Here is a 24,684-nt window from a genome sequence, read left to right as displayed (position 1 = left end):
TTTTAAGTGTTTGTTGTTGGCGAGTTATCTATTTGTTGTCAATAATTTATAAACACATCAACTAAAAATAAGCCAAACACACGGCTAGTGATTAAAGGATTGTTTATGCCTAGGGGAACCTCTCTTACTGGAAATGAGCGCAAGATGGTTGAGCATCAACACATCGTTTCAACTACCGATCCTCGAGGCGTAATTACCTACGCTAATCAAGACTTTGTCGACATTAGCGGTTATAGCAACGATGAGCTGGTGACTCATGGACACAACATTGTTCGCCATCCTGCGATGCCAAAAGTGGCCTTTAAAATGCTTTGGGATCGAATTGAAAGCGGCAAACCATGGATGGGGATTGTGAATAATCGCTGCAAAAACGGTGACAACTACTGGGTAGATGCTTTTGTCACTCCGATGCTCTCTAACAAAGGAGAGATAGAGGGTTACCAGTCGGTGAGGGTAAAACCTAATGCCGAGGCAGTAAAACGCGCTGATCGTTTGTATCAACGCATCAATCAAGGTCAGGCACCTATTTCCCGCTTGGAGCGCGGGCTGAATATATTGAGCCGCTATAGCTTAAGTTTCGCCTTACCTGGATTATTGGTGTTGGCATTTTGCCTATTTAACTCGCTATTGTCTTTGGGTAGTGGGCTCATCGCAGCCTTGGTTATTATTGGGCTAAGCGTGTTGTTAGCCACTATGCTAAGTGCGTCGATCCGCAGTTTAGCCGCCAGCAGTAAACAAACTATTGATGATCCCGTGGCGCAATGGATTTACACCGGGCGCTGCGATGAACTAGGGCAATTGCAATTAGCCAATATTTTATTGGATCATCAACAACAAACCTTAATTTGGCGAGTCAGTGATTCTGCTCAGCAACTGGATAAGGTGGCGGCTCAGGCATCTAGCGCAACCGAAGGTGTATACACCGATATGGACTCGCAGCAAAATGAGGTTGAGCAAGTCGCTAGCGCCATTGGCCAAATGGCGAGTAGTGTTGAAGAGGTATCGTCGAGCGTCCAGCAAACCGTGGAGCAAACCAGCCAAGCCGATCAGCAAGTGCGCCAAGGCCACCAAGAAGTTAACGACACCATCGCCCAAATAAACCTGCTGGCTAAAGAAATTGATACCGCCAGCGAAGTGATCGCGTCGCTAGCTCAAGAAAGTGAGCAAATTGGCTCCTTTGTAACGGTTATTCAAGGCATTGCCGAACAAACCAATTTACTGGCGTTAAATGCTGCCATCGAAGCAGCTAGAGCGGGCGAACAGGGGCGAGGGTTTGCGGTGGTGGCTGATGAAGTGCGAACCTTAGCTAGCCGCACGCAAAGCTCTACCGAAGAAATTCAAAGCATAGTAGCAACGCTACAAACCGGGGCAGAAAGAGCGGTGAAAGTGATGCAACAAGGTAGCAAGGCGGCTCAGGGCAGTGTTGATCAAGCTGCTCATGCCGGCGATGCAATTATGCAGATTACCCAAACAGTGGAAGAAATTCGCAGCCGCATTAGTCAAATTGCCAATGCGACTGAGGAGCAGGCTTCTGTTGCCAGTGAAATTGGTGGCAATGTTTCTGCCATTAGCCAGCAAACTCAGCAAACCTTGCAGCGTTGCCAGCATACTAGCGAAGCCAATCATCTGTTGGCTGAACAAAGTGGCAAGTTGCGGGCAATGGTCGAGTTGTTTGCTCGCTGATCTAGCCTATAAATCAACAATAGATAACTGGGCTTAGCTTTTTGATTTTGCTTTCATCAGTATTAGGGTGAGGATAATTTTGCTGGGCACCATTAACAGCAAGCCTAAGCCAATAATACCTGCGATTATTTGTACCCCAGTTACGCCCATGGAAACGCTGATATTAGAGAACATAGCTAAAGCTACTCCCACTAGCACCAATAATAAACCTATGCATATAACGGCATATAATAGGTACTTTCCTTGTTGCTGAGTCATCATATAGCCCTTTTTAATAACGACTTAAGCCATTATTAAGCACATGCTTATATACAACCTTGCGTTAGCGCAGTTTATTGTGAATCTGCTGATTGTTTTGTTGGGTTACTTGCTTGAGATACTTTGAGTAAGGGGGCGTTTTCGGGCCAGCTGAGCATGCCTTTTACCTGCCAAAAACTACCAATAGTGGGTGTTGGTTGTTGATTGAAGTTGATAGTGAGTAAATTGCCTTCAGCACTTTTAGCTAAGACCTCTTGCTGGTTATTGGTGGTGCCAATAACCAGAATATCGCCTTCAACCAAAGCTGATTGTTGATGCGCTAGGGCGTGTTCTAAAGACAGGCTTTCTATCTGTTTAAAAGGGCTATTAGGCGCCCAGGTGTAGTAACAAAAAAGGCCAATCAGTAAAGCCATTACGAGAGGAATGCGTTTATCGATTATTCGAGGATCTTTGGCCATTTAATGGTCCTTGTTAGTGTTATTAAGCACTTAGCATTTCAGTGTTTTATCGCCCGCCAGCAACGTCGACAATACTACCCGTGATATAAGAAGCTTGTTCTGAGAGCAGCCAAGCAATGGCTTCGGCAACTTCGCTGGGCTGACCGGCGCGCTGCATGGGAATGGCACTACGGACACGTTCAATTCGGTTGGGTTCGCCGCCATCGGCATGCATGTCGGTATCAATAAAGCCTGGCCGCACCCCATTCACTCTAATCTTTTGCTCGGCTAATTCTAAGGAAAGCCCTTTAGTGAGAGTATCAATGGCACCTTTACTGGCTGCATAATCGATGTATTCGAAGGGAGAACCTATGCGAGCTGCGGCTGAAGATACATTAACAATGGCCCCTCCAGCCCCACCATAACTGCTGCCCATGCGCTTAATGGCGTATTTACAGCACAAAAAAGCACTGGTTACGTTAGTCGTGAGCAGCTGATTGATCCGGCTCTGGTCCATATTTACCAACGAGCTTTGTGGTAGCAACATGGCAGCATTGTTAACTAAGGCGGTAATGGGGCCGAGTTGTTGGTCAATGGCAGCGAACAGCTTATCAACTTGCTGCTCTTGGCTTACATCAGCAGCATAAGCCATTGCAGGAACACCTAAGGCATGGATTTGCTTCAGTAGCGTGTTAGCAGCCACTTGGTTTTGTTTGTAGTTAATACAAACGGCATAGCCTTGTTGCGCCAGCAGCAAAGCGGTAGCAGCGCCAATGCCACGACTAGAACCGGTGACGAGTGCAACTTTATTCATCGTTGTCCCTGCTATGTGAAGAAAGACCATGCTAGCAATATCACCCGCCTACAGAAAGCCTTTATGTTACGAATTAAATGACTATATTCCATACTATAGTGCGATAAACTTGCGCCCTAAGCGTTGGCTTTAAGCACTAATCTTTCTAGACTCTGGAATAACTTAACTATCACTTTTGAGATTATTTATGGATATTACCTTTGAATTAGCCAGTGCTTTAAATGTGCAAGCCTTACGTTTAGCTGACGAAAAACAAGTGAGCATTGCAGTTGCAGTGGTTGATGCTCACGGCGAGTTAGTAAGCTTTTCTCGAATGAACAATGTGGCTTTTCATGCCGCTGTACTAGCCCAGAACAAAGCGTATACCGCAGCGCGTGATCGCCAACCTACAGCCAACTTAGCAGCATGGGCAAAAGAAACTGGTAAAGACATGGGTTATTGGACGGATCCTCGTTTTACCGGTATTCAGGGTGGTGTGCCGATTTACCAAGATGGAAATGTGATCGGCGCCATTGGTATTAGCGGCATGAGTGAGCAAGACGATGCTGCTCTAGCGCAAGCTGCAATAGATGCTATGGTATAACCAAGATCAAATTTTCATCACTGGCGTAAACCTTTGGTTTGCGCTATTGACTTATCTCTCATATCATCCCTGTTCACCTTAACATTAGTTATTACGCGGTATTAGGCAATCACTAATGATTATCAGTTCATCTGAAAGTTTTTTAGTAAAAACTCCGTCAACTGTTCGGTACGTTTAGAGTGTTTTGTTAATAATTTGTTTTTAGCAAAGTTTGATGTTTGATTCGCTAAATGTTGCTATTGGAGTGGCAAGAGAGCTCTAGTCATATTATTCATGATGGCTTGGTTAGCAATTTTTTAACATTGTTGAGTCATAGTTGGCGACAGCATTAGTTATAAAAGGTAAACAGGGAAGTTATATGATTTTTCAAGTCAGCAAGCCTTTGGCACATTGTATTAGAGTTGCTGCGTTAGCTTGCTCGCCACTGTTACTTTTGGCATGTGGAGGTGGTGGAGATGAGCCATCTGCTCAACAGCAAACTCCAGACACGGGGGCTGCTGCTGTGGCACAAGCTATTGTGCTGCGAGCAGGGGAAACAAACCTAGCCGAAGGCGCGACTAGCCAATTGGAATTGGACTTAGTTTACGACAATGGTGTTACTCGAAATCTCACCCCATTCAAGCTTAACTGGCAATGTAACTCTGAAGCAGTAAGCATTAGTGAATCTAGTTATGTGACAGCAAATTCAGAAGGTGAAGCAAACTGCAGCCTTGCTTGGTCGTCATTGAGTTTGGTAGTGGATTTTACGGTTCGCTCTGATGAGATTATTGCTGAAAGCCTTACTATTTCCCCAGTTAGTCCGGTTGCTCTAACGCTTAACGATCAACAAGCTTTAGAAGTTATCGCCAGTTTTAATGACGGCTCTCAACAAGCAGTGAGCAGTGATGCGCAGTGGCTTTGTGATAGCAATGTAGTAAGTATTAATGCCCAGCAACTTACCGCCGAACAAGCAGGACAAGCCACGTGCAGCGTTACTTGGAAAAACCTGAGTGCTGATCTTGAGGTTGTCGTGTCTGCGCCCGCTACCTTAAGCAGTATTAGCATTAACCCTGCAGGACCCATTGATATTCCTTTAGCATCGAAGCAAAGCTTACAAGTTAACGCTAGCTACAGTGATGGCTCTGTGAAAGCGTCACTAAGCGATGTGCAGTGGGCTTGCGATAGCAGTGTAGTATCAGTAGATGCTCAACAGCTTCTAGTCACCAATCAGGTTGGCCAATCCATTTGCACTGCCAGCTGGCAGGGCCAGCAAGCAGATATTCAAGTTGAAGTATTAGCGCCAGCTGCCACTAACCACAAACTGTCTCTGGCATCGATAGAACACTTACGCTTTGCCGGGCAAGATTATAGCCGCTTTGCAAGTTGGGTCGACCAAGCGGTTGATGGTAATCCGGGATATGGATTTTCGCCTACCGATGCGGTTTACATGTATTACCTAACTCAAGATAAAAAATACATTGAGTTAGCAATTGAAGATGTAGAAGAGCAAGTCGTTGCGGCAGAAGCCCTGATTGCTGCAAACGACAAACCAAAAACTTCGTTTGATTCTTATCTTTACGTAGGCGATTTTATATCTGAGCTGGCTTACGTTTACGACTATGGTTATGACTTGCTTAGCGATAGCCAAAAAACGCGTTGGAAAAACTACGCTGAGCAGGCTATTTGGAATGTGTGGAACCATGCAGATGCACAGTGGGGCGGTAATAGCTTCCCTTGGAGCGGCTGGGCCACCACTAATCCAGGCAACAATTATCACTTCAGTTTCTTAAAAGCCACCATGACTTGGGGTTTAGTGGACGAAAACGAAACTTGGCTCAATCTACTCAGAGATGACAAACTGCCGAAGCTAGTGGAGTATTATGCGCAGTTTGCTGGTGGTGGTAGCCGTGAAGGGACTGGCTATGGAGTAGCTCAGGGTAAGCTATTTGAGCTGTACATCATTTGGCGAGACTCTACCGGGGAAGACTTATCACTTGAGTCTTTGCATACAAAACAAACCATCGATTACTGGATCCACGCTACTACTCCAGACTTAACGCATTTTGCGCCAATTGGCGACCAATCTCGGGTCTCATTCCCGGTACTGTTCGATTATCACGAAAGCTTAATGCAGCGTGCTGCCTCGTTAAATATTGGCAGTGACGCAGCGAAGCGTGGCAGTTGGTGGTTAGCTAATAATTCCGTTGACCCAATGCGTTTTGGCTTCAATCTGCATACTACTTTGTTGCAGCAAGAGCTCAATCAAATAGTGCCAAGTGATTTGCTGTATTACTCTTCTAGCGCTGGCCACCTGTTTGTTCGCTCCTCTTGGGATGCCGATGCAACATGGTTATCTGCCGTTGCAGGTATTTACGATGAATCGCATGCTCATCAAGACCAAGGCTCATTCACTTTGTTTAAAGATGAGTTTTTAGCAGTAACCCAAAATATTTGGTCACACAGCGGAATTCATCAACTTAGTGATCAGCACAACATCCTACGTTTTGAAGAGGCTGGAGAAATCATTCCGCAGAAGCGCGGTACCGAGGGCAGTATGACTCATCAGGTTGATGGTGATGTTACTACCATCAATATGGACCTAACCGGTGTGTATCCCGCCTACGATTCAATTACCTCGTGGCAGCGTGAGATTCGTTTTAGTGCTGACCAAGTTATGGTCACTGACCAATGTGTTGTAGCCGACACGGTTTCTGCTATTTGGCAAATTAACCTGCCAGAAGAGCCGATTGTACAAGCCGACGGTTCTATTATTGCGGGTAACTTAAAAATCACCCCAATAGCGCCTGCAACACCAAGTATTAGTATCATTAACTGGAATGACATTGATGCGGTTGAATACAAAGAAGACCGTTATAGGTTAGATCTAGAGGGTGGCGCTTGTAACTATCAAGTGCAATTGGATGTTCTAAACTAGAGCTGTGAGCAGATTTAAAAGGGAGCCTTGTGCTCCCTTTTTTGTATGTTAGTAGTACGACTTGTTAGAGGTTATCTTCGCTAGGCCTTTAATGATTCGGTAGATTGACCAAATCCAAACTCCTAACAGTACAAAATACCCTATGATTACAAATGCTAATACAAAGCCAATAATCGACAGGCCAAAACCCCACCAAAAGGTTTTAATAATATTTGAGTAGTGATCCTCAAACAGGGTACCTGCTGCATCCGCTTTTTTCACCATGGCCCAAATAGCGCCCACGATCCAAAACAGACCGGTAAACAAACCTAGAATCATTAAACCATAGCCTATTAATGCGCTGGTTTTTGCAGCTTCATCGCTAGCAGATAGAGGCGCTTCGGTGACTGCATTTTGCATTTCTGACATTATTTACTCCTTAAATTGTCAGTGAGTTTAGAACTGGTTAAATTGCCAAAGGCTTAGCGGGTATTTGAAAGTACGAGATTGCTTGTTCCCGATTTACTGAATACCTCTAAAGAGGTGAATATGACATAGAGAAAAGTGGAAAGCTTTAGCAGACAAGCTAGTTTTGCGTTAAATAATATTAATATAATCTTTTATATATTAATGCTTTAGCTAAAAGATGGTGAGAGCGGCATATTCAGAGGTTTAGGCTATTTGTAACCTGATTCTCGTAAGCGCTTGTATACCGTATTGCGGCTGATACCAAGCTGCTGAGCTGTCTTGGATATATTGCAAGAAAGTGACTGATAAACCGCGACTATGTCATCACTATTTGGCTGCTTAACTTGTTCTGGCTCAGAGTTAGTTTGCGAAGAGCTTGGAGTAAACTGTTCTACGTTAGTGACTTGGCCATCAAGGTCGGCAAAAAAGTCGTCGGGTAGATGTTGTAAATCGATGGCTTGGTTATCCGACATCGCTTGGGCGATTTGAATAACACTTACTAGCTGGCGAATGTTGCCAGGCCAAGGGTGCTGGCAAAAGCTATGCATTGCACGCTCTGTAATTAAGGCGTCTTGCGGTGTTTCTGCATAGTAATTTAGCAAAAACTGGATCAGGTGTTGTCGGTCACTTCGATGACGAAGCGCCGGTAGCTCAATGTTTAAACCGCTCACGCGGTAGTATAAATCTTGGCGAAAACTGCCTGCTTCTACATCATCTTTTAAGTTTCGGTTAGTCGCTGACACTAGCTTAAAATCTACCGGGTAAGACTCGGTACTGCCCAAGGGGTTTACTCTGCGCTCCTGCAATACTCTTAGTAAGCGCGCTTGTACATTCAATGGCATGTCGCCAATTTCATCTAAAAAGAGGGTGCCTTTATCTGCCTTGCGGATCAGCCCTATATAGCCTTTGCTGCTAGAGCCAGTAAACGCGCCTTTTTCATAACCAAACAGTTCCGATTCCACCAACTCTTGGGGAATCGCCGCGCAGTTTACCGTTACCATATTTTGTTTGCTGCGTTGGCTTGAGTGGTGCAGCGCTTTTACAAACACCTCTTTTCCTACCCCTGTTTCTCCGCGGATCAAAATGGGGATCTCTTTATCTACAATGCGTTTGCTTTGTGCCACGGCCTTAGCCATTACCGGGTCGCCTAAATTAAGGTCGTCAAGCAAGAATGCTTGTTTTTCTGAAAAGTGTTGCGCTTTGTTCTGCTCGGGCTTAAGCAAGGTTCTAAAATCTAATACTCGTGGTTTTGCTTGCTTAGGTTTATGTAAAACCCCATGCACCCTAAACTGCTGACGTGTAATCAGCGGAACTTGAAAGCTCTCAGGCTGGTTAATCAATTGGTTAACGCTTACTTCAAATAGCTCGTTTATATTCACTAACTTCAAGTCGGTGGCTAGCACTAGTTCTGCACGGCGATTGGCCGAAATCACTAAGCCGGTTTCATCAAATACAATCAGTGCTGACCATTGGCTATCGATGTTTTCCGGGCTGGTATTAAAACGCAGCAAAAAGTGCTCGCTATTGAAGTGCGAAATAATTAGCTGATTTTCAACCGCTTGCGACATGATCTTAACCATGCCTAAGGTATGAGATTCCGGCAGGTAAGTATCGCTAGAGATATCAATCACTCCCACCATCTCTCTATCAACCCCATAAATGGGTGCTGCAGAACCGGTCATAAAGCGGTTGGCCACTAAAAAGTGCTCGTCATGATGAATTTGCACCACGCTACCGGTTTTTAAGGCGGTGCCAATGGCGTTGGTGCCTAGCACTGGTTCTTGCCAGCCAGTGCCTGGTGAGAAGATTTCTTGATGCTGCTGTTTAAAGCGTTGCTCCCCCCAACTTTTTAATACATAGCCTTGATGGTCTGCCAGCATTACTTGGCTATTGCTGTTGCTTAGCAAGTTCTCGTAATACGGCAGTACTTGATGGTGGGTTGTCTCGAGTAATTGATGATGCTGTTCCAATAGGCACGACAAATCCCCCGCAGATTTATGCTCTACGTTTGGCTCACTATGATGGGTTAAGCCAGATTCTCGACAGCGCTGCCAAGAACTCTTAATTAGGGCTTCATGCTCTATATACCACTGTGATTTCTCGCTCATCTCAATCCTTAAATCAGCATCACATTGTTTAGTAGTGAACAGTGTTAGGCAGGCACTTTCGCATACGAACATTAATTGGTCAAAATCGATTAACAAAATGTTCACATTGATCACACTAAATGAACATTTTTTTATTAAAGTAAATGCTGTTGTGTTTATTAGGTTCAATTAAAACAATGAGTTAGATTTTGTTGGTGAGCTTGGCATAACTCTGGCAATAAGCTTCGTAGATTTGCGAATTTGAACAGAGTGCGAACATTGTTCAGCACAGAACAATAAGGAGAGCCCCCGCCCATGTCACTGACATTGGAAAACGTAACAAGGATGGTCGATGGCCAGTATTACATTAACCAAGCCAATCTCAATTTTGAGCCCGGCTCGTTTAACGTATTACTGGGCCGCACCTTATCAGGCAAAACCAGTTTAATGCGGCTAATGGCCGGATTAGACAAACCTAATACCGGCCGAGTGTTAATGAATGGCCTAGATGTTACCGGCGTGTCGGTGCAAGAGCGCAATGTATCGATGGTCTATCAGCAGTTTATTAACTACCCCAACATGAGCGTTTACGACAACATTGCCTCGCCTTTGCGCTTAGCCAATGAGTCGGAAACCACCATTAAGAAGCGGGTAATTGAAACGGCCGAAATGCTGCGTATTACGCCATTTTTGTCTCGCTTGCCTTTGGAGCTCTCTGGTGGACAGCAGCAACGTACCGCCATGGCGCGCGCCTTAATTAAAGATGCAGACATCATTTTATTTGATGAGCCCTTGGTGAACTTAGATTACAAGTTACGCGAAGAGCTGCGCCAAGAAATGCGCGAGTTATTTGCGCAGCGTAATACCATTGCGGTGTATGCCACCACCGAGCCTAACGAAGCACTCGCACTAGGTGGCACCACCACTATCTTGCATGAAGGCAGGGTGATTCAAAGTGGCCCAACGGCCGATACCTACCATTCGCCTCGCAATGTTACGGCAGCAGCTTTGTTTAACGAGCCGCCCATTAACCTTATTGCCGGCAAAATGAGCGCTACCGAAGTGACCTTTGATGACAAAGTGCACTTCCCGCTAAATGCCGACTTAAAAGCCTTGGGAGAGGGCAACTACCAGTTTGGTATTCGCCCTAGCCATTTAAGTTTACTGCCCAAAAATGATGACGATTTAGAGATTTCGGTTCAAGTTGAGCTAGCAGAAATCTCCGGCTCTGAAACCTTTTTGCACGTACGTAACGAGCACTTCCAATTAGTGCTGCATCTCTCTGGCGTTCATTCCTACCACGTAGACGAAAAAATAAAAATTTATGTGCCAACCCATAAGTTGCATGTATTCGACCATGCCGGTGAGCTTATTCAAGCATCAAGCCGCCGTATAGAGGATCATTATCATGGCTGAGATCCAACTTAAGTCTTTAGCGCATTGTTACGACAAGCAGGTCGAACAACCGCAATATGCGATTCGCGAAATGAATCATGTGTGGCAAAAGGGCGGTGCATACGCCTTGCTGGGTCCATCTGGTTGCGGCAAATCTACCCTATTAAACATTATCTCTGGCTTGCTAGAACCTTCAGACGGAGAGGTCTTGTTTGATGGGGTAAGAGTAAACGACATTCCGCCGCAAGAGCGCAACATTGCCCAAGTATTCCAGTTTCCGGTGGTGTACGACACCATGACGGTGTTCGATAACTTGGCCTTTCCACTGCGCAACATGGGCGCCAGTAAAGCCAAGGTGCAGTCTAAAGTGGGCGAAATTGCCGAAATCCTCGATCTCACCGCCGTACTCAATAAAAAGGCTGCCAACTTAAGCGCCGACGAAAAACAAAAAGTCTCGATGGGCCGAGGCTTAGTGCGAGACGACGTATCGGCCATTTTGTTTGATGAACCACTCACGGTTATCGACCCCCACCTTAAATGGAAGCTACGCCGCAAGCTCAAGCAAATTCATGAGCAGTTTAATATCACCATGGTGTACGTCACCCACGATCAGCTAGAGGCTTCTACTTTTGCCGACAAAATTGCGGTGATGTACAACGGCCAAGTAGTGCAGTTTGGCACCCCTCGAGAGCTGTTCGAACAGCCCAATCATACTTTTGTGGGCTACTTTATTGGCAGCCCAGGTATGAACTTAATGGAAGTTGAGCGCTGTGAGCAGGGCGTATGTTTTGGTGAGCAAAGTATCGCTTTAAATGAACACGAACTAAACGCGGTTAATGCTAGCCAATCTACCAACTTAAAAGTGGGTATTCGTCCCGAGTTTGTGCATGTATGGGATAAACCCAATGGCGATGCCTACCAAGCAGAGGTGCTGTTTGTTGAAGACCTAGGCACCTACAAAATCCTAAGTTTAAAACTGGGTGAGCAGGTGATTAAAGCTCGCTTGCAAGAAGACCAAAAAGTCCCTCATCAAACCGCCTATATCAGTTTTCCCGAGCAATGGTTGATGCTCTATATCGACGAATACTTGATCGCCAAGGAAGCACATCATGATTAAACCCTATACCAATAAAGCGTGGTACTTGGTACTGCCTGTGTTTGCGCTGGTGGCCTTTAGCGCCATTGTGCCCTTAATGACCGTGGTGAACTATTCAATACAGGATATTTTTGATGCCAATACCCGCTACTTTGTGGGCACCGAATGGTATCGCGAAATTCTTAACGATACCCGTTTGCACGACTCCTTAATTCGCCAATTTATCTTCTCTGGTTCGGTGTTATTAATCGAAATTCCCTTAGGTATTTTGGTGGCCTTAATGATGCCCTCCCGTGGCCCCGGCTCGGTAGTGTGTTTGTTGGTGTTAGCCTTACCACTGCTGGTACCACTAAATGTTGTGGGTACTATTTGGCAAATTTTTGGTCGCGCCGATATTGGCCTATTTGGTTGGGCACTTAATAGCCTAGGCATCGATTATAACTATGCCGCCAACCCCATGGATGCGTGGTTTACCGTATTGCTTATGGATGTATGGCATTGGACATCGCTGGTTGCCTTGCTGTGTTACTCCGGCTTACGGGCGATTCCCGATGCCTACTATCAAGCTGCGCGAATAGACCGCGCCTCTAACTGGGCAGTATTTCGTTTTATCCAGCTTCCCAAGCTTAAAAACGTATTGCTAATTGGCGTGCTGCTGCGCTTTATGGACAGCTTTATGATTTACACCGAGCCCTTTGTACTTACTGGCGGCGGGCCGGGTAACTCAACCACCTTCCTCAGCCAAACCCTCACCAAAATGGCGGTAGGCCAATTTGATATTGGGCCAGCAGGGGCGTTCTCGATCATTTATTTCTTAATCATTTTGTTAGTCAGCTGGCTGTTTTACACCGCTATGACTCATAACGACAGCAAGTAAGTACTGCGAAAGGATGCAATTATGAATATGAAAAAAACACTAGGGATGAGTGCCTATATCTTGTTCCTGCTGTTACCGATTTATTGGCTGGTGATTATGTCGTTTAAGAGTAATCAAGAAATACTCGGCGGGCTTAGTTTTTGGCCAGAGCATTTTACCTTTGCCAACTATGCCACCATTTTTAGCGACGCCAGCTGGTACATGGGTTATGTGAACTCGATTTACTACGTGTCACTCAATATGGTGATTACCTTGGCGGTAGCGCTGCCGGCTGCTTACGCCTTTTCGCGCTTTCGTTTTATTGGCGACAAACACCTGTTCTTTTGGTTGCTAACTAACCGAATGGCGCCGCCAGCGGTATTTTTGCTGCCGTTTTTCCAACTTTACTCATCGGTCGGTTTGTTTGATACCCACATTGCTGTGGCTCTCGCGCATTGTTTGTTTAACGTGCCGTTAGCGGTGTGGATCCTCGAAGGCTTTATGTCGGGCGTGCCACGCGAGATAGACGAAACTGCCTACATCGACGGTTACAGCTTTCCACGCTTCTTCGCCAAAATTTTTATTCCGCTTATTCGCTCGGGCATTGGGGTAACCGCCTTTTTCTGCTTCATGTTTAGTTGGGTAGAGCTGCTGTTGGCCAGAACCTTAACCTCGGTAGACGCTAAACCGATTGCCGCAGTAATGACCAGAACAGTGAGTGCCTCGGGCATTGATTGGGGCGTATTAGCAGCAGCAGGGGTGCTCACTATTTTGCCGGGAGTATTAGTAATTTGGTTTGTTAGAAATCACGTAGCCAAGGGCTTTGCCCTCGGACGGGTATAGGAGAAACAACATGAACTGGATGGCATGGACAACTCCATCAGCATTATTTTTTACCGGCATCGCCTGCATTTTGTTTGTGATGACCTGTTGGGAGCTAAAAAGTCCCTGCGTGGCGCGAAAAGGTTTTTTACCGATAGCTACTACCCGTGGCGATCGATTGTTTATTGGCTTGTTAAGCAGTGCGTTTATTCATCTTGGTTTTATCGGGATGACCGAACTCAGCATTTGGCTGCCCTTTGCGGTAGCTGTGGTGTGGCTGTTTATCGTAATGAGATGGGGGTAAGTAACACAAAACTCGAGAGCAAAAATGGATGTGCAAAGGCATCAAAAGGTGCCTTAAAAAACAACATGCACTTTAAAAAAACAAAAGGAATGAAGAAATGCCCTACAACAAAAAATCAGTGTTTAAGCTAGCTCGCCTTAGTGTAGCAATGGTCATTGCCGGATGTAGTAGCTTAGCCTTAGCAGATCAATACAGTGATGCCGCTAAACAATGGGTGGGAGAAGAGTTTACGCCTTCTACCTTGAGCCAGCAGCAGCAAATGGATGAGATGGCATGGTTTACAGAAGCGGCAAAACCATTTCGTGGTATGGAAATTAATGTAGCCTCAGAAACCATTACCACCCATGAATATGAAAGTAAGACCTTAGCCAAGGCATTTTTTGAGATAACCGGTATTAAGGTTAATCATGATTTGATCCAAGAAGGCGATGTAGTAGAAAAACTGCAAACGCAAATGCAGTCGGGTCGTAATATTTATGATGCCTACGTAAACGATTCAGACTTAATTGGTACTCACTTTCGCTACGGCAAAGTAGTTCCCATTAGTGACTTTATAAAAGGCGAGGGTAAAGACGTAACCCTGCCAACCTTAGATTTAGAAGATTTTATTGGTTTAAGTTTTACCACTGGGCCAGATGGAAAAATCTACCAGCTGCCAGACCAACAGTTTGCTAACTTATATTGGTTCCGCGCCGACTGGTTTGAACGCGCCGATCTAAAAGAGAAATTTAAAGCCGAATACGGTTACGAGTTAGGAGTACCGCTTAACTGGTCGGCTTATGAAGACATCGCCGAATTCTTCTCAGAAAAAGTAAAAACCATTGATGGCGAGCGCGTTTACGGCCACATGGATTACGGCAAAAAAGATCCATCGCTAGGTTGGCGCTTTACCGATGCGTGGTTATCTATGGCGGGTGCGGGCGACAAAGGCATTCCTAATGGTGTTCCGGTTGATGAATGGGGCATTCGTGTCGAAGGCTGTAACCCTGTAGGCTCAAGCGTAGAACGTGGTGGTGCCACCAATGGCCCTGCGGCAGTTTATGCCACCGCTAAATACGTAGAATGGCTTAAAAAATACGCGCCACCAGAAGCCCCAGGCATGACCTTTGGCGAAGCTGGTCCAGTGCCCGCACAAGGTAGCGTAGCCCAGCAAATCTTCTGGTACACCGCCTTTACCGCCGATATGACCAAACCTGGGTTACCGGTAGTGAATGAAGATGGCACGCCAAAATGGCGCATGGCACCTTCGCCACGCGGCCCATACTGGGAAGAGGGCATGAAGCTGGGTTATCAAGATACCGGCTCGTGGACGTTCTTAAACTCTACCCCGTTAGACAGACGCCAAGCCGCTTGGTTGTATGCTCAGTTTGTAGTGTCTAAATCAGTATCGCTTAAGAAAACATTGGTGGGCTTAACGCCTATTCGTGAGTCAGACATTAACTCACAAGCGATGACCGACGCCGCACCTAAACTAGGCGGTTTGGTGGAGTTTTACCGCAGTGATGCACGGGTACAATGGACACCAACCGGTACCAACGTGCCAGACTATCCAAAACTGGCACAGCTTTGGTGGCAATACGTGGCAGAAGCGGCCAGTGGTGAGAAAACCCCACAACAAGCAATGGATGGCCTAGCCGCCGCCCAAGACAAAGTGCTAACACGCTTAGAACGCAGTGGCGCGCAAGGCGAGTGTGGTCCTAAGCTTAACCCTAAGCAAGACGCCTCTTACTGGCTAAACCAACCTGGCTCACCTAAAGCCAAGTTAGCCAACGAGAAGCCACAAGGTAAAACCATCGCTTATAAAGATTTAATCGCCCAATAAGCAAACCAGTAAATAAAAAGACCCAGCCTCGGCTGGGTCTTTTTATTAGCAGTTAAGTTCAAACTGTAGGCCGCTTGTTTGCAGAAAGAAGGTCTTAGATAACGAAGTGAGGGCGCTTAAAGTGACTCTGCCCCCTTTTTTTTAGGCTTAGCTTTCCGATATAGCTGCAATACTGCCAGCCTCTTTATTTCTGATTCTATGCCAGACCAGCCAAGATAATAATTGCCGCCACTTGAGTATGATTTATATGCCAACAAGCTATCACCGGAGACTTTTTCTACCGACATAGCAGGGTTCTTGGACGCTAGAATAATTACTGAATCTCTTGGCCCTGGCCTCACATTCCAAAACCGACTATTTGGAAGAAACGACATTGCTACACCATTGATTGGGGCACCAATCTTCAAATAGTTATTAAGCGCTCCATCTATTTTATTGAGATCATAAGCTACGTTGTCGGTTGTTGCGTCAGGAGAATAACCGGATAGAGGATTTCTGTTGTTGATTTCAGTTACCAATACACAGGTGTTTTGACTTCGAAATATTAAGCAGGGTAATTGCTTGATATAAAATACAGTTCCTCTAGTTCTTCTTTTCTCTGCGTGTTCTTTAGCGGATTCGAAAGTAGTGTGCATGCAACCGTTTGCATACTGAGTTACCCATGTACTATGCCAAGCATTCCTTCCTGTATGAACGTAATAAATCAGTCCCCTAGAAATTCCTTTTAGAGGACTGCTATCAAGTAGATGTGTAGATGCTTGTACGAGTTCCATGATAGAGCCTAAAGCCTCATTAAGAGGCAATAAAATTGTTGGCTAAAATTAGCGACGAAGGAGCAAAAGCCAACTGTTGTTTGTCCTTTTAAACGACTTGTTAAGTCTCGATTTCTGCCGACTCTTCGTCTTTAGTAAGAAGCTCAGTCATAAATTTTACTGGTGATGCCAAAGCCTTCTTAATTTTTAAAGCTTTTGATGCAAATGAGTCCATTTTCTCAATTAATTCACCTAAACGTTTGATCACATCTTTATCGGTTTTGGATGCTTCTTTAAGTTCTTCTTGATTCGATACTACAGCTCCGAGAGTCCCTTGAAGTGCTTCCTTTAAACCTTTTGCGCCCTTTATTTTATATAAGTTTATTGCATTTCGAATTCTTTCAACCTCTTCCAAGAGCGAAAGTCGTAAGGCTTCTGGTAAATTGGACTTGTAAAGACTCTCAAATAATTCTTCTGTTTTTTGAATTATATCTTTAAGATCTTCTTCGGATAGAGATTCTTCTGAATAGAAACGCGATAGTTCTTCCGCGCAAAATTGTAACCTTGTTAAAGCCTCAGGTGTTAAGTGTGGCTTTACCGTACTCCACTGAGTTCCAAGGTTTAGAGGGAAAAATGCTCGCTCTATTTGGGCAAATGATGAAAGGTATAATTCATGGTTTAAACCCTCATTCATTTTAATAAGTGATTGTATTTCTTGAGATAGAGAATAAAGTTCAACAACAGACTTGGTAACCAATACATCATTTTCTTCTATCCCTAAAACTGTAGCCCAAGCTTTCTTTACTGGCGCTTTATCGTTTTGGTTTCTTACTTCGGCTAATATTTTATGAAGTCTTCCTGCTGGGTTTGATTCATCTATCAATTTACTCTACTCCTTCAAAGAGACTTAATAGTTTATTAATAGGAAAGTTTCCTTGTTTAAACACGGAATTTTTCCTCTTTTTACGCATTTGATAAATCCAATATTACCACCATTCCTAAACTACATCAGCCATCTAGCTCTAAAGGTAATAAAAATATCAGCACGAAAGGCGGAATGCATTTGGGGAAAGAAGAAAAAGTAATTTTTAGGTGTAAAATCACAGTACTTTTTTGGTCTGAACTTACTAAAGCTAAGAATAAACAGACGTAGGTTTGCAGCTTCGTGCCGCCGAAGCTGCATGCGTTTAATCAAAAATACTGCCGATGTTAGCGCTAGAGATAAACCGGGGGTTTTGCTTTATTCGCTGATGCAAGCGCTCTAGTTGGATGGCGTCACTGTATTTGGGAAATACGTTTACGTCGGCCAGTTGATGATGGGCTATTTTCTTTTGTCGCCACTTGCTGCAAACAGAATGCAATATCAGGCGGTCGGTTTCGCGTGCAAAGGCTTTGGCGCGATAACGCCAAATTATCTTACGTAGTACTTGGCTTAATTGGCGGTTGTGCTGCTTTATTGCCAGTTGGTAGAGGTATTCGTAAAAGGAGAGGTCTTCGTCACTTTTGGGGCTGAGTTTGTTTAGTGCAGAAAACTCGACTTCTTGGGAGAACTGAAAGTGGGAAATGTTATTGAGCTGCAGAGCCATGTAGGTGCGATGGCATTTGGAGCAGCGCCCACAGTTGCTGCTTGGGTCTTCCCAGCATACCCATAGGTTGTCTAAGGCTTCTGGGTAGTGTTTGATGAGCGCTATTTTGGCTGCTCGGTCGGCTTCTAACCCAAGGTGTGAAATTTGGCAGGACTCGCTAGACCATAAGGGATCTAACAACGGGTGGCTGTTAGAAGGGTTAATCGCATCGTAGGTAACTGCCCCACTAATTGCCATGCTTTTGGGGTTTAGCAGCAAGCTAACACTGGCTAAGGATGCGCCAAAGTTGGCAAAGCGGGCTAGGCCTGTCCAACCGGTAAACTCTTTTAAGTTACTTTCTACGCAAATTAGCCTTTTGTTAAACAGCTTGGCGGTTTTTTGGCAGCGGGCGACTAGCTGTTGCCAAGCTGGCTGGGGCATAGAGAAGTCGAAGCCATTAATAAGCACTAAGTTGTCTAGTTGCTCTTGGTGCTTAATCAGGTTGTAGGTGCCATCTACCCCGCCAGAGAAAAAGGCGCTGTGGCCTAATTGGCTAGCTGATGGCTTAAAGGTTTGGGTATTAACGTTTACCTTAATGCACTTAAAAATGGGGTTCCAAGCGTGCATCATGGTTTGAATAAGCGGCAGTTTTTCTAACAAGCTTGCCGATACGTAATACCGACGGTCGATCTCTATGTCTTCGCCCAAAAACATAGCCGGTATAAGTGCCGAGCACAAAAACGGGCTAGCGTCGTTACAGGCTATTAAGCACTCACTGCTGGTTTTAAACCACAGCGGGAAAGGTCCCAGCATGGCCGATATTTTGTGGTAATTGTTATGTTTTTCTAAGTTGAGCTGGTGGATTTTCATCGATTTTAATGCCGCACGAATAATTGTTTTAGCTTGTGGGCATAGCCATGCAAGATAAGTTCGTCGGCTTGTTTGATTAAAGCGCGCATATCAAAATCATGTTTGATGTGCTGCAGTGCTTCGATCATCACTGTGTCGTTTACCGCGATGGCTTGGTCGAGGTTTTCTTCAAGAAACTGTACATCGTGAATGTTATAAAGCTTTTGGTCTCGCAGTTTTTGTTTAACTAATTGGTCGCTAAGTGGGGGAAAGGAATCGGTCTTTATGCCTAATAAACGCAGGCTGCTCATGGTGCGAAGGCACTTTTCACATTCTCCGCAGTTGTAGCCATGGTCGTGCCAGCAAACCCTTAAAATTTTTAGAAAGTCTTGGTCTTTAGTGAGTTGTTTAAGTTTGTCGATACGCCTCACTTCGGCGCCATGATGGACAATTTGGGTGTGGTGATTACTCCATAAATGGTCGGTAATGTAGTTAGAGCCTTCGGGAACATTGTTTTGGTAGGTTAATCCCGCGGCAATAAAACACTTCTTTACCCCCAAGGCGAGCGCAATGCTGGACAGGCCGCCACCAAAACATACGCCCCATTTTAGTTGGTTGTGGTAACCCAAAAATCTAACGTTAGTTTCGATTGGATAAAGTAGCTTGTGGTGTTTTTCCAAATACTGTTGATTACACGCAAAGGCTTGTTGGTATAGCTCGTCGCTAGACAGCTGCATATCAATGCCTTTGGCAAATAGAAGGTAATCGATGTCTTGCTGGTTTTGTTGGTAAGTATGGTAACCGTCGACCCCTCCAGAGAAAAACGACACTTTATCATTGCAAGGAAACGGCTCTTCCTTAGCGGTGCCGCCCTTTATCTTAATATGGTGCATGTTGTGGCCAAGGTAGTCTTGCCAATAAGCAAAAATGTCCTGCAGCTGTTCGAGGTTGCGTAGCAAGGTAGGGGAATAGGTTGCGCTGTCTTCTAGCTGCAAGTCTTGGTTTTTTGCCATGCAAATCAGTAAACAAGCGGCAATAAATGGGTCGGCACTTAAGCGAGGCTGTAGCGGGGCGGGGAACTTGTACCATAAGTCGAAGCCAGCGCAATCGGCCCGAAGAATAGCGTGGTCGGGTTGCTGCTCAATGCGGATTTGGGAAATCTTCATAAAGCCTCCTTGCTGACTAGGGTCTGTGGATCTTTCGAGCTGATGTTTGCAGCAGTTTGTGGCTTATTTATTCAGCCAGATGCTTTGATGTATAGCTAAGCTACATGAGTAGCCGATAACGCAGTAGAAATGAGCCACAAACACTGCCCGAAGGGTTCGGCTAAAACCGCTTTATGCTTTGTTAAGGAGTATTAGCTTAGAATAACTAGGCAGCACACCCCTTGCCGCGCCTAAAACGATTTTATCTCGAACAAAATTTAACCGCGAAAGTTCAACAGACCCTAGTAAGCGTAGTGCGGGCAGGGAGATTTTAAAAATTCAAGTGCACAAAAATGACTATTTAGCTGCTAGAGAGTTGCTGTGTGTAGTCTGCATTTGTTTACAACAAAGCAGTTATAGAGAGCCCTAGCGCAAGGGTAATTAGGCTATTTTAGGCGCGATAAAGCGTTCGAATAGCCGCAAGGCTTAAGTTAGCTGTCGTTTAAGTGGGCCAAACAAACGGCTGTTGCACTGGTTCTGTTTTCTACTGCTAGTTTGGTAAATACCGCTTCAAGGTGTTTGTTTACGGTACGTGGGCTCATGTCTAAAATTTGTGCAATTTCTCGATTGGTTTTCCCTCTAGCTAACCACAGCACAACTTCTGATTCGCGCTCGGTTAAGCTGAATCGCTGGCGCAAGGAGTCGCGCTGGCTTTGGTCGTCGTTATTTACCAAGCGAAGTAAGTGCTCACCTGGTGACGATTGCCCCAAGTAGCGAACTTGCAACGCTGTGTTGAGGTTTTTAAGTGACAGCATGCTGTGTTTAGCTGGGGTATGGGCTAGCCACTGCTTAAGTTGAGGGCAAATCACCTCGGCTGCTGGGGTGGGTAAATCTTTTTGTGATTCCAGTGTTTCGCTTGCTTTGGCGCTTACCCAAATCATTTCGCCTCGGCTATTGGCGGTAAAGCTAGCTTGGCCTATTTCATCTAGGGCGCCATGAGCACTGCGGGTGAGGCGAGAATTGCTAATATGTACTTTTATCCGAGCAAACAGTTCATCAAGTTTTACTGGTTTATTGATGTAGTCTACCCCGCCAGATTCTAGGCCCTTAACCACCGACTCACTGCTGCTTAATCCGGTCATGAAAATTACTGGAATATCGCTAAGTTGAGTATTTTGTTTAAGTTGCTGGCAGGCTTCAAAACCGTCCATATTTGGCATTAATGCATCCATGAGTACTAAGTCTGGAGTAATGCGTTGGCTAATGTTGAGTGCTTGTTGCCCGTCCATGGCAATTAACACGGTGTAGCCTTGTTCAATTAAAGCGGTGTTAAGCATCGCCACCGATTCGGTAGCATCGTCAACAACGAGGATTAGTCCCTTTGAGTTTGTGGCGTTCATTAGATTACGACCTTTTCACAATAAGCGGTAATGCTGGCAAATTGATACTGTTCTAATTCCTTTCTTAGGGCGCGAGTTATGGTGTGTAACGCGCTGTCTTTCTCTAGGTTTTTTATTAGTCTATCAATCCCTTGTACAAAGCCTAGTTGCGCCATTTCGGCGATTTCTTGCAGCTGTTCGCGTTGGCTTTGGTTTAGTTGAATGTTTAGCGCTTGCGGCTCGGGCGAGGCGCTTTGCGTGCTGGTGTTTTGGTAGTTCCAATCTATGGCTAAGGCTTTGGCAACTTTTTCCAGTAGCGCGTTATCGCGCATGGGCTTAGCTAGGTAGTCATTGTGTAATGCTGGCTCGTGAATTTCTTCAGCGGCATTGAAATAAGGCGCTTCTGTGGCATCGGCTGACACCATGATGATCGGTACACTAATGCCATTGCTGCGAAGTTTTTTAAGCAGTTGCCAGCCATTCATATCGGGCATGGAGATGTCGAGTAAAAACAGATCAATGGCACTTAAGTAGGTATTGCTTAAACAAACTAATGCATCGTTGGCTTCATGAACCACAAAACCCAGTGGCGAGAGGATTTCTGATACTAAGTTACGGTGATTAGGGTCATCGTCTACCACCATTACGGTTTTGCTAGGGCCTTTGATAGAGTTTACTGGCGCTTGCACAGATTGCGGCTGCTGCTCTTTGTTTAAGCTAGCCAGCATGATGCTCAGTTTGAAGCTGCTACCTTTGCCAATCTCGCTGCTTACACTAATGTTTCCACCCATTATGTCGGTAAGCAACTGCGTAATAGTTAAGCCTAAGCCAGTGCCGGGAGAGCTGGGTATGTCCCTTTTCTCTACTCGCTCAAAGGGTTTGAATATTCGCTCGATATCTTGTTCGCTAATGCCTACGCCGCTGTCGGTAATGGTGAATTCTGCGACTTGATTACGGTAATAAACGTCTAAGGTTACCGAGCCTTGTTGGGTAAATTTAACCGCGTTGGACAACAGGTTAATGAGTATTTGCCGCAATTGAGTTTCGTCTGCGGTTACCCAGTTGGGCAGGTAAGGGCTGGGATTGTAAACGAAGGAAATGCCTTTGCTTTTGGCTTGAAGGCTGAACATATCTACCAAGTCATCCAGCAATTCACCAATGGCCACTTCATCACGTTGTAATTCGATGCGGCCTGCCTCGATGCGCGAGATATCTAATAGGCCTTCAATTATGTCGGCGAGGTGTTCTCCGCTGCGTTTGATAAGCGAGACTTTAGCGCTGTGCTCGGGCGCTAAACTTGGCGATTTTTCTAAGAGCTGTGCGTAACCCAGCACCGAGTTAAGCGGGGTGCGAAGCTCATGACTAATGCCAGTGAGGTAGCGGCTTTTAGCTTGGTTGGCTGATTCGGCGGTTTCTTTGGCCTGCTGCAAGGCTTGGTCGGTCACCTCGTGGGCAGATATTTCGCGGCTAAGTAACTCGGTTTGGCGCTGCGATTCATCTAATGCAAATTGGCGGCTGTCGTTGGCTAAAACAAATAGCCAAACCAGCACGCCAACAATAATCATCAATAAGAAAAATACGTGGCTTAAGGTTGCTGAAACTGCCGCTTTAGTGGCAAATTCGGTAACCGGGATCCGCGAATAGACTAGGTAAAACAAGCTGGCAATGAGCAAGGCAATGAGCGCCATTAAGCCAGAGAAATTTAACAGCCGAGTATTCATTAAGGATGACACGGCTTTAGGAAGTACTAGGCTAACAAATTGACTTAGTTGCTGACCAAAGCGAGCGTTTTCTTTGCATTGATCATGGCAGCGCGCATCTAGGGTGCAACATAGCGAGCATATTGCGCCGCCATAGGCTGGGCAGCTGGCAAGGTCTTCAATTTCAAAGTGATTTTGGCAAACCGTGCATTCTCCTTGGTGGGCCTGCAGTAGATTGGGCTCTCTTGCTAGGTAGTAGCGGCCTTTGGTTAAAATGGCGATGATAGGAGAGCACACAAAAGCGGTGCTTAAGCCGATGTAAGGCGCCAGAGCTTGGGCTGTGTCGCCGGCATTTCCGGTATAACAATAGATACTTAAAACAGATGCAATCACCATGGAACCGACCCCAACAGGGTTAATGTCGTAGAGGTGGGCGCGTTTAAACTCAATGTGCTTGGGGCTATAACCCAAGGGTTTGTTGATCACTAAATCGGCCACCAGTGCGCCAACCCAAGCAACCGCTACATTCGAGTAAATGCCGAGGATGTCTTCTAAAGCGGCGTAGATGCCTAGCTCCATAATCAGCAGGGCAATAATCACGTTAAATACCAGCCACACTACGCGGCCTGGGTGGCTATGGGTTAAGCGAGAGAAAAAGTTTGACCAGGCGATAGAGCCAGCATAGGCGTTCGTTACGTTAATTTTAAGCTGACAAACCAAAACAAAAATACCCGCCAAGGAGAGCGCAAGCAGTGGGGATTGAGCCATGTAGGAAAAGGCCACTTGATACATTTGAATAGGATCTCCGGCCACATCTTCGGCCACTCCGGCATTAATGGCTAGTACCACTAAAAACGATCCTAAGAGTATTTTAAGTGCACCAACAATAATCCAACCTGGACCTGCCGATAACAAGGCTACCCACCAACAGGCCCGGTGTTTTTTCTTGGCCTCGGGCATAAAACGTAAGAAGTCTACTTGCTCTCCAATTTGCGCCATTAACGAGAAAAGGATCCCCGACGCTGCACCAAATAAATGCAGGTTAAACTCACCTGAATTACCGCTCTCTAGCTTGCCTTCAAACTGTAGCCAGTTGTTAATTGCACTGGATTCATGCCACAAAATAAAAATGAGTGGAGCCAGCTGTAGTACCAGCCATATGGGTTGGCTCCACAGTTGAAAACGGCTAATGAAGGTGATCCCATGTGTTACTAGGGGGATCACCACAATGGCACTAATTAAGTAGCCAATGCTTAAGGGAATGTTAAATAACAGCTCTAAAGCCGAGGCCATAATGGCCGCCTCAATGGCAAAAAAGATAAAGGTAAACGAGGCGTAAATGAGAGAGGTAATGGTAGAGCCAATGTAGCCAAAGCCCGCGCCGCGCGTAAGCAAATCGATATCGACGCCATAGCGTGCAGCATAGTAAGAAATAGGCAGCCCACAGAAAAATATAATTGCCGAAACCAGCAATATGGCGATTAAAGAATTGTTGAAACCAAAGTTAAGAATTAGCGCGCCACCAATGGCTTCTAGGGCTAAAAAAGAGATTGCGCCCAAGGCGGTATTGGAGACGCGTGCAACCGACCACTTACGGGCATTTTTAGAGGTAAACCTTAGCGCATAATCTTCTAAAGTTTGGTTGGCTACCCAGCGGTTATAGTTTCTACGGGCTTTAAATACATGCTGGTCTTTCATCCCTTAAACGCCTTCCTTTGCGAATTCACAGGTTTTATAAGCATTTTTCGCGCCGTGGCTTTATCACCCTTTTGTTAA

At 45.5% G+C, this 24,684-nt stretch carries 20 protein-coding genes; 9 read left to right on the top strand and 11 right to left on the bottom strand.

Features of this window, described 5'->3' with window-relative positions; translation table 11 throughout:
* Positions 1–105: 105 nt before the first annotated feature.
* The gene (locus K5620_RS16695; protein WP_040307053.1) at positions 106–1,683 is read left to right on the top strand and encodes a PAS domain-containing methyl-accepting chemotaxis protein; all 1,578 of its coding nucleotides are present in this window, start codon (positions 106–108) and stop codon (positions 1,681–1,683) included.
* Positions 1,684–1,716: 33 nt separating this feature from the next.
* On the opposite strand, the gene K5620_RS16690 is transcribed toward K5620_RS16695, so the two are convergent.
* The 3 genes from K5620_RS16690 to K5620_RS16680 form a co-directional block, all read right to left on the bottom strand.
* Positions 1,717–1,944, bottom strand: a complete 228-nt coding sequence (locus K5620_RS16690; protein WP_215426376.1) for a hypothetical protein — start codon at positions 1,942–1,944, stop codon at positions 1,717–1,719.
* Between the two features lie 71 nt (positions 1,945–2,015).
* A complete protein-coding gene (locus K5620_RS16685) occupies positions 2,016–2,399 on the bottom strand; it encodes a hypothetical protein (RefSeq protein WP_016401355.1) in 384 nt (127 codons plus the stop codon).
* 46 nt (positions 2,400–2,445) lie between these two features.
* Positions 2,446–3,192: an SDR family oxidoreductase gene (locus K5620_RS16680; protein WP_016401354.1), complete on the bottom strand. Its 747-nt coding sequence runs from the start codon at positions 3,190–3,192 to the stop codon at positions 2,446–2,448.
* 187 nt (positions 3,193–3,379) lie between these two features.
* Here K5620_RS16680 and K5620_RS16675 point away from each other — a divergent pair, with 187 nt between their 5' ends.
* The gene (locus tag K5620_RS16675) at positions 3,380–3,775 is read left to right on the top strand and encodes a GlcG/HbpS family heme-binding protein (RefSeq protein WP_016401353.1); all 396 of its coding nucleotides are present in this window, start codon (positions 3,380–3,382) and stop codon (positions 3,773–3,775) included.
* A gap of 358 nt (positions 3,776–4,133) precedes the next feature.
* The gene (locus K5620_RS16670) at positions 4,134–6,689 is read left to right on the top strand and encodes a hypothetical protein (RefSeq protein ID WP_016401352.1); all 2,556 of its coding nucleotides are present in this window, start codon (positions 4,134–4,136) and stop codon (positions 6,687–6,689) included.
* 48 nt (positions 6,690–6,737) lie between these two features.
* Here K5620_RS16670 and K5620_RS16665 read toward each other — a convergent pair whose 3' ends face one another.
* Positions 6,738–7,097 (bottom strand): DUF4870 family protein, encoded by a 360-nt coding sequence (locus K5620_RS16665; protein ID WP_016401351.1) that lies wholly within the window; start codon positions 7,095–7,097, stop codon positions 6,738–6,740.
* A 248-nt stretch (positions 7,098–7,345) separates the two neighbouring features.
* Positions 7,346–9,244 (bottom strand): sigma-54-dependent Fis family transcriptional regulator, encoded by a 1,899-nt coding sequence (locus K5620_RS16660; RefSeq protein ID WP_016401350.1) that lies wholly within the window; start codon positions 9,242–9,244, stop codon positions 7,346–7,348.
* A gap of 294 nt (positions 9,245–9,538) precedes the next feature.
* On the opposite strand from K5620_RS16660, the gene K5620_RS16655 reads away from it, so the two are divergent.
* The 6 genes from K5620_RS16655 to K5620_RS16630 all read left to right on the top strand — a co-directional run bounded on the left by K5620_RS16655 (position 9,539) and on the right by K5620_RS16630 (position 15,518).
* On the top strand, positions 9,539–10,639 hold the full coding sequence (locus tag K5620_RS16655; protein WP_016401349.1) for an ABC transporter ATP-binding protein: 1,101 nt from the start codon (positions 9,539–9,541) through the stop codon (positions 10,637–10,639).
* Complete coding sequence (locus K5620_RS16650) at positions 10,632–11,735, top strand: ABC transporter ATP-binding protein (RefSeq protein WP_016401348.1); 1,104 nt, start codon at positions 10,632–10,634, stop codon at positions 11,733–11,735. Before K5620_RS16655 ends, K5620_RS16650 begins: the two co-directional genes overlap by 8 nt.
* Entirely contained in the window at positions 11,728–12,591 is an 864-nt protein-coding gene (locus tag K5620_RS16645; RefSeq protein ID WP_016401347.1) for a carbohydrate ABC transporter permease, read from the top strand. The genes K5620_RS16650 and K5620_RS16645 overlap by 8 nt, the downstream gene beginning before the upstream one ends.
* 21 nt (positions 12,592–12,612) lie before the next feature.
* Positions 12,613–13,413, top strand: coding sequence for a carbohydrate ABC transporter permease (locus K5620_RS16640; protein WP_016401346.1), 801 nt, complete (start codon positions 12,613–12,615; stop codon positions 13,411–13,413).
* 10 nt (positions 13,414–13,423) lie between these two features.
* Positions 13,424–13,696 (top strand): DUF2160 domain-containing protein, encoded by a 273-nt coding sequence (locus K5620_RS16635; RefSeq protein WP_016401345.1) that lies wholly within the window; start codon positions 13,424–13,426, stop codon positions 13,694–13,696.
* A 97-nt stretch (positions 13,697–13,793) separates the two neighbouring features.
* Positions 13,794–15,518, top strand: a complete 1,725-nt coding sequence (locus tag K5620_RS16630; RefSeq protein ID WP_016401344.1) for an ABC transporter substrate-binding protein — start codon at positions 13,794–13,796, stop codon at positions 15,516–15,518.
* 116 nt (positions 15,519–15,634) lie between these two features.
* On the opposite strand, the gene K5620_RS16625 is transcribed toward K5620_RS16630, so the two are convergent.
* The 6 genes from K5620_RS16625 to K5620_RS16600 all read right to left on the bottom strand — a co-directional run bounded on the left by K5620_RS16625 (position 15,635) and on the right by K5620_RS16600 (position 24,606).
* Entirely contained in the window at positions 15,635–16,291 is a 657-nt protein-coding gene (locus K5620_RS16625; RefSeq protein ID WP_016401343.1) for a hypothetical protein, read from the bottom strand.
* A gap of 100 nt (positions 16,292–16,391) precedes the next feature.
* Entirely contained in the window at positions 16,392–17,153 is a 762-nt protein-coding gene (locus tag K5620_RS16620) for a hypothetical protein (RefSeq protein WP_016401342.1), read from the bottom strand.
* 304 nt (positions 17,154–17,457) lie between these two features.
* Positions 17,458–18,705 (bottom strand): hypothetical protein, encoded by a 1,248-nt coding sequence (locus K5620_RS16615; protein ID WP_016401341.1) that lies wholly within the window; start codon positions 18,703–18,705, stop codon positions 17,458–17,460.
* A 5-nt stretch (positions 18,706–18,710) separates the two neighbouring features.
* Entirely contained in the window at positions 18,711–19,850 is a 1,140-nt protein-coding gene (locus K5620_RS16610; protein WP_016401340.1) for a hypothetical protein, read from the bottom strand.
* A gap of 470 nt (positions 19,851–20,320) precedes the next feature.
* A complete protein-coding gene (locus tag K5620_RS16605) occupies positions 20,321–21,229 on the bottom strand; it encodes a response regulator (protein WP_016401339.1) in 909 nt (302 codons plus the stop codon).
* Entirely contained in the window at positions 21,229–24,606 is a 3,378-nt protein-coding gene (locus K5620_RS16600; protein WP_016401338.1) for an ATP-binding protein, read from the bottom strand. The genes K5620_RS16605 and K5620_RS16600 overlap by 1 nt, the downstream gene beginning before the upstream one ends.
* Between the last annotated feature and the right edge of the window lie 78 nt (positions 24,607–24,684).

The sequence above is a fragment of the Agarivorans albus genome (assembly GCF_019670105.1).
Taxonomy (GTDB): domain Bacteria; phylum Pseudomonadota; class Gammaproteobacteria; order Enterobacterales; family Celerinatantimonadaceae; genus Agarivorans; species Agarivorans albus.
This window is presented reverse-complemented; position numbering and strand designations above follow the sequence as displayed.

Coding starts and splice junctions, on each gene's coding strand:
- K5620_RS16660 (WP_016401350.1), bottom strand. CDS start 9,244: ATGAGCGAGAAATCACAGTGGTATATAGAGCATGAAGCCCTAATTAAG.
- K5620_RS16615 (WP_016401341.1), bottom strand. CDS start 18,705: ATGAAAATCCACCAGCTCAACTTAGAAAAACATAACAATTACCACAAA.
- K5620_RS16630 (WP_016401344.1), top strand. CDS start 13,794: ATGCCCTACAACAAAAAATCAGTGTTTAAGCTAGCTCGCCTTAGTGTA.
- K5620_RS16695 (WP_040307053.1), top strand. CDS start 106: ATGCCTAGGGGAACCTCTCTTACTGGAAATGAGCGCAAGATGGTTGAG.
- K5620_RS16680 (WP_016401354.1), bottom strand. CDS start 3,192: ATGAATAAAGTTGCACTCGTCACCGGTTCTAGTCGTGGCATTGGCGCT.
- K5620_RS16645 (WP_016401347.1), top strand. CDS start 11,728: ATGATTAAACCCTATACCAATAAAGCGTGGTACTTGGTACTGCCTGTG.
- K5620_RS16600 (WP_016401338.1), bottom strand. CDS start 24,606: ATGAAAGACCAGCATGTATTTAAAGCCCGTAGAAACTATAACCGCTGG.
- K5620_RS16665 (WP_016401351.1), bottom strand. CDS start 7,097: ATGTCAGAAATGCAAAATGCAGTCACCGAAGCGCCTCTATCTGCTAGC.
- K5620_RS16635 (WP_016401345.1), top strand. CDS start 13,424: ATGAACTGGATGGCATGGACAACTCCATCAGCATTATTTTTTACCGGC.
- K5620_RS16625 (WP_016401343.1), bottom strand. CDS start 16,291: ATGGAACTCGTACAAGCATCTACACATCTACTTGATAGCAGTCCTCTA.
- K5620_RS16640 (WP_016401346.1), top strand. CDS start 12,613: ATGAATATGAAAAAAACACTAGGGATGAGTGCCTATATCTTGTTCCTG.
- K5620_RS16650 (WP_016401348.1), top strand. CDS start 10,632: ATGGCTGAGATCCAACTTAAGTCTTTAGCGCATTGTTACGACAAGCAG.
- K5620_RS16675 (WP_016401353.1), top strand. CDS start 3,380: ATGGATATTACCTTTGAATTAGCCAGTGCTTTAAATGTGCAAGCCTTA.
- K5620_RS16685 (WP_016401355.1), bottom strand. CDS start 2,399: ATGGCCAAAGATCCTCGAATAATCGATAAACGCATTCCTCTCGTAATG.
- K5620_RS16605 (WP_016401339.1), bottom strand. CDS start 21,229: ATGAACGCCACAAACTCAAAGGGACTAATCCTCGTTGTTGACGATGCT.
- K5620_RS16655 (WP_016401349.1), top strand. CDS start 9,539: ATGTCACTGACATTGGAAAACGTAACAAGGATGGTCGATGGCCAGTAT.
- K5620_RS16670 (WP_016401352.1), top strand. CDS start 4,134: ATGATTTTTCAAGTCAGCAAGCCTTTGGCACATTGTATTAGAGTTGCT.
- K5620_RS16690 (WP_215426376.1), bottom strand. CDS start 1,944: ATGATGACTCAGCAACAAGGAAAGTACCTATTATATGCCGTTATATGC.
- K5620_RS16610 (WP_016401340.1), bottom strand. CDS start 19,850: ATGAAGATTTCCCAAATCCGCATTGAGCAGCAACCCGACCACGCTATT.